This window comes from Oscillochloris sp. ZM17-4 (genome assembly GCF_019599295.1).
In the GTDB taxonomy this organism is placed as follows: domain Bacteria; phylum Chloroflexota; class Chloroflexia; order Chloroflexales; family Chloroflexaceae; genus Oscillochloris.
In genome coordinates this window covers 138,319-147,786 of record NZ_JAIEWN010000012.1, presented here as the reverse complement: position 1 = coordinate 147,786, position 9,468 = coordinate 138,319, and the positions used below count along the sequence as shown (strand labels likewise).

Genomic DNA, 9,468 nt, shown 5'->3' with positions numbered 1-9,468 from the left:
TCGCGGATGACCATCATGAGCTTGGTCAGGAAGCCGGCGTAGTCGAACGCGAAGCCCAGGCTGTAGCCCGAGGTGGGCACGCCGCCGCCGAAGTTGAGGTAGCGCAGGCTCGGCACACGCCGGCGCATGCGGCAGTAGCCGGCCACCGACTCGCGCAGGGTGGCGAGAAAGTGGAACTCATCCTCGACCTGACTGCCGATCATGGCGTGGTAGAGCACCAGGCGATGCCGGCTGCCGGCGATCAGTGCGGCGGCCTCCTCAATCTCGGCGGCGCTCAGGCCGAAGCGGTCCTGACCGGGGTGGCGCCCGTCACGATTGCCGGCGGCCCGCTCACGCACGCCGATCTGGAGCGGGGCTGGGCAGGGCAGCAGGGAGCGCAGCTCATCGAGGTCGTCGAGCACCGGCACGATCGTCTCGCAGCCGTCCGTGCGCAGGTCACGGATTGCTTCGAGGTAGTTCGGCTCCTTCGAGCCGTTGCAGAAGATCATCCTGCCCTCGGGCAGGGTGCCCTGTCGCCAGAGGCTATGGGCAATCGTCACATCGGCGGCGGCCGACGTCTCGTAGTGCGCGCCGGCGGCCAGGGCCGTCTCCACGGCCTCGGCGGCGAAGTTGGCCTTTGTGGCGTAGGCGTAGAGGAAGGCACCGTCGTACTCGCTTCGGTCGCGGGCCTGATCGGCCCAGGCGCGCATGCGCTCGACCTGCGTCGTGATCTGCGGCGTGTATACCACCTCAAGGGGCGCGCCGTGGCTCTGCGCCAGCTCGTTGAGGTTCGCCCGCCCGCCCAGCATAAGCTGGCCGTTTTCGCGGGAGAGAAAGTCCGTCAGGTGGCCCGCATCGGCGAGCCCGTGGCGATCCTTGATGTACTCGGCGTAGATCTGCTGCTTCAATTGTACCAATGCCCTCCTGGGGACTAACTGGCGGCGGTGCCGCCCCAACCTCCGAGTGTGTTCGACGTCGTTCGAGCAGCGCGCAGCGCGCACGAAGACTGACCGTGGCGCATGTGCGCCACAGCGGAGCCAGAGATATGCGTACGCTGCGTGTGAAGATCAAAAAGGCCCCTGCACCATGTGCAGGGGCCAGCAGAGGAGGGAGGCTACGTTCAGGTGCTATAGTATAGCGCCTGCGTGTGGCCCAGGCGGATCATGCCCGCCCTCCTTGAGGAGGCGTCACAGGGGTGCAGTCTGGATGGCGCAGCGTAGGTGCGCATACATTGTCAGAGCCGTCCATACTGCCTCACACTAGCCCGCCCGACGCTGCCACACAAGCCAGCAAGTCACCAGCGACTGCTGCGACAGCGATATCCGCCTCGTGTTCGGTGTTGCGTGTTACGTGTGTCGGGTGCCTTCCCGAGACGCGAAACCCGTGACCCAAAAACGTAACGGGGGGCGCGAGTACCAAGGTTGATTGGCTCAACCGAGGGTGCATTATACACCCACCGGCGGCCCACGTCAATACGCGTTTTCCTGCTTCCCAGTCAGGAGATTCGCGATCGTCCGTAGAATGATTTTGATATCCAGCAGCAGCGACCAGTTCTCGATATAGTACAGGTCGTAGCGGGTGCGGTCCTCAATGCTTGTATCGCCGCGCAGGCCGTTCACCTGGGCCCAGCCGGTCAGACCGGCCTTCTCCTTATGGCGGCGCATATAGCGCGGGATCTGCAGGCTAAACTGCTCGGCCCAGCGCGGCTGCTCGGGGCGCGGGCCGACGAGGCTCATCTGGCCGATCAGCACATTGATCAGCTGCGGCAGCTCGTCCAGGCTGCTGCGGCGCAGCAGGCGGCCCATACGGGTGACGCGCGGGTCGTTGGGGGTCGTCCATGTGCCCAGGCGCTCGGCGTCCACGCGCATGGTGCGGAACTTGATCATCCAGAAGGGCTGCACATCCATGCCCACCCGCTCCTGGAGGAAGAAGACCTGCCCGCGCGACTCAAGCCGGATGGCGAGGGCGATCAGCAACATCAGTGGGGCGGCTACCAGCAGCAGCGCCGAGGCCACCACCACATCCAGGCCGCGCTTGAGCGAGCGGTTCCAGGGGTTATCGAGGGCGGCGTTCTTCACGCTCACCAGCGGCAGGTCGCTCAGGTCGCCGATCGAAAGATCATTATTGGTGATCAGCTGGAAGGTGTCAGGGTAGACCTTGATCGCCACCGACTCGTCCTCTGCCAGGTTGATCAGCTCCAGCAGATCGTAGCTGGAGCGGCCGGAGAGGGCGATGATCACCTCATCGGCCTGGGTGGCCCGCACCACCCGGCTGATCTGGGTGGTGCGTCCAAGGACGGGCAGATCCTCAACCATCGCGCCGATCGGCGAGCTGTCTGAGAGGAAGCCCTGCACCCGGTAGCCGAGCGCGGGCCGGCGGCGGATCGTCTTCCAGACCAGCAGGCCTGGCTCGCGGGCGCCGACGATCAGGACGCGGCGGGTATCGACCCCGCGGCGGCGCAGCCAGGTCGTCAGCTGGCGATGGAGCACCCGCAGGGCCACACAGCCGATCAGGGCGGACAGCCAGCTCCAGGCCAGCACATCGCGGCTCCAGGGTAGATCCTCCGCGCCGAGCGCGGGCAGCAGGGTGTTGATCATCAGCGCGATCACTGTGGTGAGCGAGATCGCCGTCAGCACCTTGAATGCCTCATCGACGCGCGAGGAGCCCCGGCGCATCTCGTAGAGGCCGTTGAAGGTGAACACCGCCAGGGCCGCGATGTTGAAGAGCAGCATAAAGCGCAGGGCCGCCTGCGGGTCCGAGGGCAGCAGCAGGCCGGCGGCACGCATCGCATCAATATTCTGGAGGTAGACGCCGATGAAGGCGGCATTGACCGCCAGCAGGTCGCAGAGTACCAGGCCAGCGCGCAGCAGCGCGCTCCAGGTGCGCGGTCGCAGCAGCGCCCGCTGCCTAGCCGACTCGGCGCGCTGCCGGGGGGAGGAGGTAATTGCGGCCAAGGGCGAGTAACTCCTTCAGCGTGATCCCGAGCTCGATCAGGACATTGAGCGGGGCGGGCGTGGTGGCGGCGTAATGCTTGCGGTGGAAGATCCGCATCGCCTCGTAGAATGCGCGGATCGAGGGTATTGCGCTGCGCGTGCTGGCGGCCCGCTTATAGTGGTACACGACGGCGCGCGGGTGGTAGACGATCCGCCAGCCGTACTGCTTGATGCGGTAGGCCCAGTCGAGATCCTCGCCATACATAAAGAACTGCTCGTCGAGCAGGCCCACCTCGCGCAGCACCCCGCCACGCACCAGCATGCAGGCGCCCACCAGCGCGTCCACCTCCGTCTCCTGGTCGGGGTCGAGGTAGGTCATATTATAGCGGGCGAAGCGCGGGCTCTTGGGGAAGATCCGGGAGAGGCCGAGCATACGGTAGAGCGCCACCTCGGGGGTGGGGAAGCTGCGCCGGCAGGCCAGGTCGAGCGAGCCATCGGGGAGCAGCAGCTTCGGCCCGACCGCGCCGACCTCGGGGTGGCCCTCCAGGTAGCCCACCAGGGCGTCGAGCGCGCCCGCCGGCACAACGGTGTCGTTGTTGAGGAGCATGACGTAGTCGGGAATTGCAGATTGCAGATTGCAGACATCTGCAATCTGCAATCTGCAATCTGCAATCTGCAATAGCTCGCGCAGCGCCAGGTTATTCCCGTAGGAGTAGCCGCCGTTGACCGGGCTCTCGATCAGGCGGGACTGGGGGAAGCGGGCGCGCACCATGGCCGCGCTGCCATCGCTGGAGGCGTTATCGACCACCCAGACATCAAGGGCGCAGCGGGTCGGGGCGGCGTAGATCGACTCCAGGCAGTCGGCGAGCAGGTCGGCCCGGTTATAGTTCAGGATGACAATCGCGAGGCTGGGCATAGGTTCTCCACGCCGCACAGCGTGTGGGCACAGCAAGGGCGGGGATATTATAGCACCGCCTCCGATTCGTAAGGGCGCAGCAGCGCGGCGCTGCTGCGCCCTTACCGCGTGGCGACGAGGTAGCCGATCAGCAGGAGCAGCTGCCAGAAGACGGGGAGCAGGCCGCCGAGGATGGCCTGGCTGCCGCGCCACTCGTAGAGCGCCTCCCAGAGGCCACGGCCGAGCCAGAAGGCCCAGGCCATCGCGCCGATCCAGGCCAGGGCGGGGAGAAGGGGCACACCGACGATCTGGAGGATGATGGCAGCGACAAGGGGCAGCAGGCGCGGGAGCTGGCTTGTCGGGTAGAGATAGAAGGCGCGGTAGCCCTCCTCTCCGCCGCCGGTGTTGTCGTCCAGCAGCACCGAGATCAGCCCGATCAGGGGCCACTCCAGCATGCCGAAGATCCAGAGGGCCAGAGCAGCGACGATCAGACCCACGGAGGGTACGCGGTCGCTCAGCAGGCCGCCGAGGCCGATCAGCAGGGCTGGTGGCAGCGCGATGACGGCCATCGTGCGGGCGGAGGGCAGCAGGCCGGCGAGCCGCGCCACGCGAGTGCCGGCGTCGGCGCGCGCATCGGCGACCAGCGCCTCACGGGCGGCGCGCCCGCCGAAGGCCATCCAGAGCAGCGACGAGCGGGCATCCTGGCGCAGCACCGGCGGGCCGCCGGCCGCCTCGATCGTGGTGATATGGCCGAGGGCGTGCTGGAGCATCGGCTGGAAGTTGCTGATCGCCGAGGTGATTAGCACGCCAGGGGCGAGGCTGCCGTCGTAGAGCAGGCTGGTGAGACGCTGGCTGGAGGGCATGCCACGGCCCTGGAGCAGCAGGATCTGGCTCTGCTCAGAGATCTCGGTCAGCTTCAGCGCCCGCACCCGATCCCAGGAAACGAGAAGCCAGCGCCCGCGCAGCGTGTCGCGCACCGCGATCCCCTGCTCCCGAGACTCTATGGCGGGCAAGAGATTGCGCAGCCAGAGGATGGCGGCGATAGCGAGCAGCAGCATCAGGTGTGCCGCTATCAGGATCCACCAGGGGGCCGGCAGGTCCGGTCGCCCGGCGACGCCGAGGAAGGGCACCGGAGGCGTACGGTAGGCGTTATACAGCTCCCGGTAGCGCGGGTCGCCGAAGTTCCAGATGAAGGGGGGCACGTCACGCAGCGCGGGGATCTCCAGCGCGATGAAGCTCGACCAGAGGGACAGGTAGCGCAGGCCGGCGAGCACGGCCAGGATGGCGACGACGACGCCGATCAGCGTAGTGATCCGCGAGGGATAGGAAGCCGCCTCCGCGCCGCCGGGCGTCGAGGGCCGTGCGGCTGCCCCAGCTGATGCCGGTGCATCGACAGCGGCGCCGCGGCTGAAGAACGCGCCGGGGCTCAGCAGCAGACGAAACAGCGGCGATGGCGCATCCTCCTGGAGACGCACGGGGCGAGCCGTCTCGCTGGCACGGGCGGTGCGCTCGCTCTCGCTCAGGATCGTCTGGACAAGCTGGTCAAACTCACTAATATTCGAGGTGATATAGAATCCGGCGCGCCAGCTCAGGCCGTAGAACAGGCTGTAGAGGCGGTGCCAGAAGGTCAGGCTGCCCCTATCTGCCTGGACAAGCAGGATAAAGTGCTCACCGGAGAGGTCCGCCGTCACTTTGGCCGCCAGCAGGCGCTCCCAGGGGATAGGCAGCCACGAGCCGGCGAACTCGACGAGCAGGCCATGGGCGCTGGCGCGCACAGCCGGGAAGGTGTTGCGCAGTATAATCGTGGCGAAGAGGGCCAGCGCCGACCATCCCAGGGGCACGATCAGGGCCGGCCAGAGATCGCCAAAAATAACCGCGTGGCCTGCGGCCCCGCTCTCGATCCAGCCCACAACGCCGGGGAGGAGCGGCACCTGATCGATCATCAGGTCGTTGCGGCCGTAGATATCCCAGAGCGCGCGCAGAAAGATAAACCCGATCCGAGCCGAGGTGAGCACAACCAGCAGGACACAGAGCAGCTCGATAATAGTGGTCAGAAGGCGCGGGTACTTATGGATCGTCTCAGCCTGATACATGCCATCTCCGTAGGGGACAGGAAGCCGGCAGCAGCCAGGGCGGCTGCGCCTCTCACCCTCCTCCCCGCCTGCGCGTACTGCCTACGGCAGCCCACGACGAAACCTACGCTAGGCTTCGAGGTCGATCGCCGTCTCACCAGACTGAAGCTGCTGAACCCGCAGCTCAGCTGCGTCCAGGAGCGCCTGGCACTCTGCTGCAAGGACAACACCCTCCTCATAGAGCGCAATGGTGCGGTCAAGGGAGAGCTCGCCCATCTCTAGCTGGGCGACGACCTCTTGCAGACGGGCGTAGCGTGCCTCATAGGTATCAACGGGAGTTTGGGTGCTCATCAGCGATCCTCCTCTGGCGCGGATGCAACGGTATCGGCAAGCAGGTCGCCGTATCGCAGGGTGATCATCAGGCGATCGCCGGGGGCTGTCTGGTCAGCGCTGGTGAGCACCTGACCGCCGGCGGCGCGGCGCACCACCGCATAGCCGCGGGCGAGGGTCGCCTGGGGGCTAAGGGCCGCGAGCTGGGCGGTAAGGCCGCGCAGGCGGGCGCGGCGCAGCTCAGCCGCGCGGAGCGTCTGGGCGGAGAGGCGGCGGGCAAGATCATCGATCCGCTGGCGGCCCTGGGCGACCCGGCGCAGGGGTGCGGCCAGCTCAAGCCGCCGGGCGAGCGACTGAGCGTCGCCCCGGCGCAGCGCCAGGCCATCGGAGACGGCGCCGCCCAGGCGGGCGCGGGCGTCGGACACCTGGGCGCGCAGGTCGGCGAGGTCGGGCACCGCCAGCTCGGCGGCGGCCGAGGGCGTTGGCGCGCGCAGGTCGGCCACAAAATCGACGATCGTCGTGTCCGTCTCGTGGCCGACGCCGGTGAGCAGGGGCACCGGGCTGGCGAAGACGGCGCGGGCCACTGCCTCGTCGTTAAAGCACCAGAGATCCTCGATCGAGCCGCCGCCTCGGGCGAGGATGATCAGGTCGACGTCCGCCTGATAGATCGCGTAGAGCGCCTCGACGATGCTGTCGGGCGCGCGGTCGCCCTGGACGAGGCACGGCGAGACCAGCACCTCGACGAGGGGGCAGCGCCGGCGCAGCACATTGAGCATATCCTGGAGGGCGGCGGCCTGGGGCGAAGTGACGACGCCGATGCGGCGGGGGAGATCGGGCAGGGGGCGCTTCCGCTCGGGGCTGAACAGCCCCTCGGCGGCGAGGCGGATCTTCAGCTCCTCAAAGCGCGCATTGAGCAGGCCCGCGCCGGCGGGCACGATCGTATCCACCACCAGCTGGAGCTCGCCCCGCGCCTCATAGATCGAGACTTTGCCGTGGACGAGGACGGCGTCGCCCACCTGCGGGAGCGATGGCTGGCGGTCGGCGAACGAGCGCCACATCACCCCACGGATCGTCGCGCCCGCATCCTTCAGGGTGAAGTAGCAGTGGCCGGAGGCGTAGCGGCGAAACTCCGAGATCTCGCCCGCCACCCAGATATCGCGCACGATCTCGTCGGACTCGAGGAGCTCGCGCAGGTAGCTATTCAGCTGGGCGACGCCAAGTGCTTGCATAAGGATTGCAGATTGCAGATTGCAGATTGCAGATTGCAATCTACAATCTGCAATCTGCAATCTGCAATCAACTAGAGCGGCTCGACCACCATCAGGGGCTGGCCATACTCGACGGGCTGGCCATTCTTCACGAGGATGCGGGCGACACGGCCGGAGACCTCGCTCTCGATCTCATTCATCATCTTCATGGCCTCGATGATGCCGACCGGGTCGCCGACGTGGATCTCGTCGCCCTCCTGGGCGAACGGCGCGTCCTTGGGTGATGCGGCCGAGTAGAACGTGCCCACCATCGGCGCGGCGATCGTGTGGCCGGCGGGCATGGCGATATGCGCGCTCTCGGGGGCCGGCTGCTGAGGCGAGAAGAGGGGCTGCACGGGCGTGGGCGCGGCTGGGGCGCTGACCTGGGCCACCATCTGCCCGATGGGGGAAGTCGGGACCGGGACAGCCGTGCCGCGCTTCACGTGAAGCTTCGTGTCGCCGCGCTCGATCAGAATCTCGGTAATATCGGTCTGATTCATCAGCCGGAGCAGCTCGCGCACGGCGCTCAGGCCAAAATCATCGCCGCTCTCGGGGGTTTCCGCTGTCACATCATTCATTGTTTGCTGTCACCAGGTCGCTTGAGGCATAAACCGCCACATTGTAGCATAGAATAGTACACGTACAGCGTGACGCATAGCGTCACGACGCCCTACGATGGAGGGACGTTCACCGAAAATAGTCATCCCTACGCTCTACGGACAAAGCGGCTATGCTATGCTCATGCCATGCAATATTGCGCCAGATATCACAGAAAAGGAATAGCGCCATGCTCCCCAAGAATACAGGCACCCTCGACCGCGACCTCCGGCTCGTGCTTGGCGTCCTGATGATGATCCCGGCCGTCTTCATGCTCACCGGCATCTTCCAGATTATCGTCGGCCTGCTGGCGGTCGTGCTGTTCGCCACCGCCGCCATGGGCTTCTGCCCACTCTACAGCGTGCTCGGGATCAAGACAAACAAGGGCGAGGTGCCGGGGAAATAACATGTACGGGGGCGCAGCGCGCTGCGGCCCTCCTGCTCCGCGAGCGCCGGGCGAATCGCCCGGCGCTCGCGTTTTGTTTATCGTATACTGCCTATGGGTAGATCTAGCACACTGAAGAAAGAATGCCCCAGATGAAGATCATCGTCACCGGCGGCGCCGGCTTTATCGGCAGCCACCTCATCGACCGGCTCGCGTGCGACGGCGCCGGCGAGATCATCGCAGTGGACAACATGCACCGCGGGCGACAGGAGCACCTGGCGCAGCACGCCGACAACCCCGCCGTGCGACTCGCCGAGGTCGATATCCGCGACGCCGCCGCCCTCCGCGACCTCTGCGCGGGCGCCGATGTGATCTACCATCTCGCCGCACAGTCGAACGTGATGGGCGCGGTGAGCGATATGAGCTACTCGTTCACGACCAATGTCGCCGGCACCGTGAACGTGCTTGAGGCGGCCCGCGCCGGCGGGGTGCGGCGGGTGGTCTTCTCCTCATCCCGCGAGGTCTACGGCGAGGTGGAGCGGCTGCCGGTGCCCGAGGGGACGCCCTTCAACGCGAAGAACGCCTACGGCGCCAGCAAGGCCGCCGGCGAGCTGTACGCCCGCGTCTTCCTCAACACCTACGGCGTGGAGACGGCGGTGCTGCGCCTGGCCAACGTCTACGGCCCGCGCGACCGCGACCGGGTCATCCCGCTCTGGATGGAGGCCGCCGCCCAGGGCCAGGAGATGATCGTCTACGGCGGGCAGCAGCTGATCGACTTCGTCTACGTCGATCAGGTGGTCGAGGCGATGCTGCGCGCCGCCGCGGCCGACATCATCGGCCAGCCGATCAACGTCGGCAGCGGGCAGGGCACGCCGCTGCTCCAGCTGGCCGAGCGGGTGATGGCCCTGCCGGGGGCCTCCTCGCGGCTCGACCTGCGGCCGGCCCGCAGCGTGGAGGTGGCCCGCTTCACGGCGGAGATCGGCTTGATGCGTGCCCGGCTCGGCCTTGAGCCGCCGGCCGACCCGCTCTT

The 9,468-nt window shown here is 66.8% G+C and carries 8 protein-coding genes and 1 pseudogene; 2 read left to right on the top strand and 7 right to left on the bottom strand.

Going from position 1 to position 9,468, the window contains the following annotated elements; genetic code table 11:
• From K2Z83_RS11605 to accB, 7 genes and pseudogenes are all read right to left on the bottom strand, one after another.
• A pseudogene (locus K2Z83_RS11605) lies at positions 1-896 on the bottom strand (arginine decarboxylase); the annotation flags it as partial.
• Positions 897-1,448: 552 nt separating this feature from the next.
• A complete protein-coding gene (locus tag K2Z83_RS11600; protein ID WP_255603786.1) occupies positions 1,449-2,933 on the bottom strand; it encodes an undecaprenyl-phosphate glucose phosphotransferase in 1,485 nt (494 codons plus the stop codon).
• Positions 2,887-3,828 (bottom strand): glycosyltransferase family 2 protein, encoded by a 942-nt coding sequence (locus tag K2Z83_RS11595; protein WP_220595339.1) that lies wholly within the window; start codon positions 3,826-3,828, stop codon positions 2,887-2,889. Before K2Z83_RS11595 ends, K2Z83_RS11600 begins: the two co-directional genes overlap by 47 nt.
• Before the next feature lie 101 nt (positions 3,829-3,929).
• Entirely contained in the window at positions 3,930-5,900 is a 1,971-nt protein-coding gene (locus K2Z83_RS11590) for a hypothetical protein (protein WP_220595338.1), read from the bottom strand.
• A gap of 108 nt (positions 5,901-6,008) precedes the next feature.
• Entirely contained in the window at positions 6,009-6,230 is a 222-nt protein-coding gene (xseB, locus tag K2Z83_RS11585) for an exodeoxyribonuclease VII small subunit (protein WP_220595337.1), read from the bottom strand.
• Positions 6,230-7,498, bottom strand: coding sequence for an exodeoxyribonuclease VII large subunit (xseA, locus tag K2Z83_RS11580; protein ID WP_255603785.1), 1,269 nt, complete (start codon positions 7,496-7,498; stop codon positions 6,230-6,232). The genes xseB and xseA overlap by 1 nt, the downstream gene beginning before the upstream one ends.
• 11 nt (positions 7,499-7,509) lie before the next feature.
• Positions 7,510-8,034: an acetyl-CoA carboxylase biotin carboxyl carrier protein gene (accB, locus tag K2Z83_RS11575; RefSeq protein ID WP_220595336.1), complete on the bottom strand. Its 525-nt coding sequence runs from the start codon at positions 8,032-8,034 to the stop codon at positions 7,510-7,512.
• 209 nt (positions 8,035-8,243) lie between these two features.
• Between accB and K2Z83_RS11570 the strand changes: the two genes are divergently transcribed.
• Both K2Z83_RS11570 and K2Z83_RS11565 read left to right on the top strand, forming a co-directional pair.
• On the top strand, positions 8,244-8,459 hold the full coding sequence (locus K2Z83_RS11570; protein WP_220595335.1) for a DUF2892 domain-containing protein: 216 nt from the start codon (positions 8,244-8,246) through the stop codon (positions 8,457-8,459).
• Between the two features lie 122 nt (positions 8,460-8,581).
• Positions 8,582-9,468: NAD-dependent epimerase/dehydratase family protein (locus K2Z83_RS11565; protein ID WP_220595334.1), on the top strand; the 887-nt coding region annotated here is incomplete at its 3' end.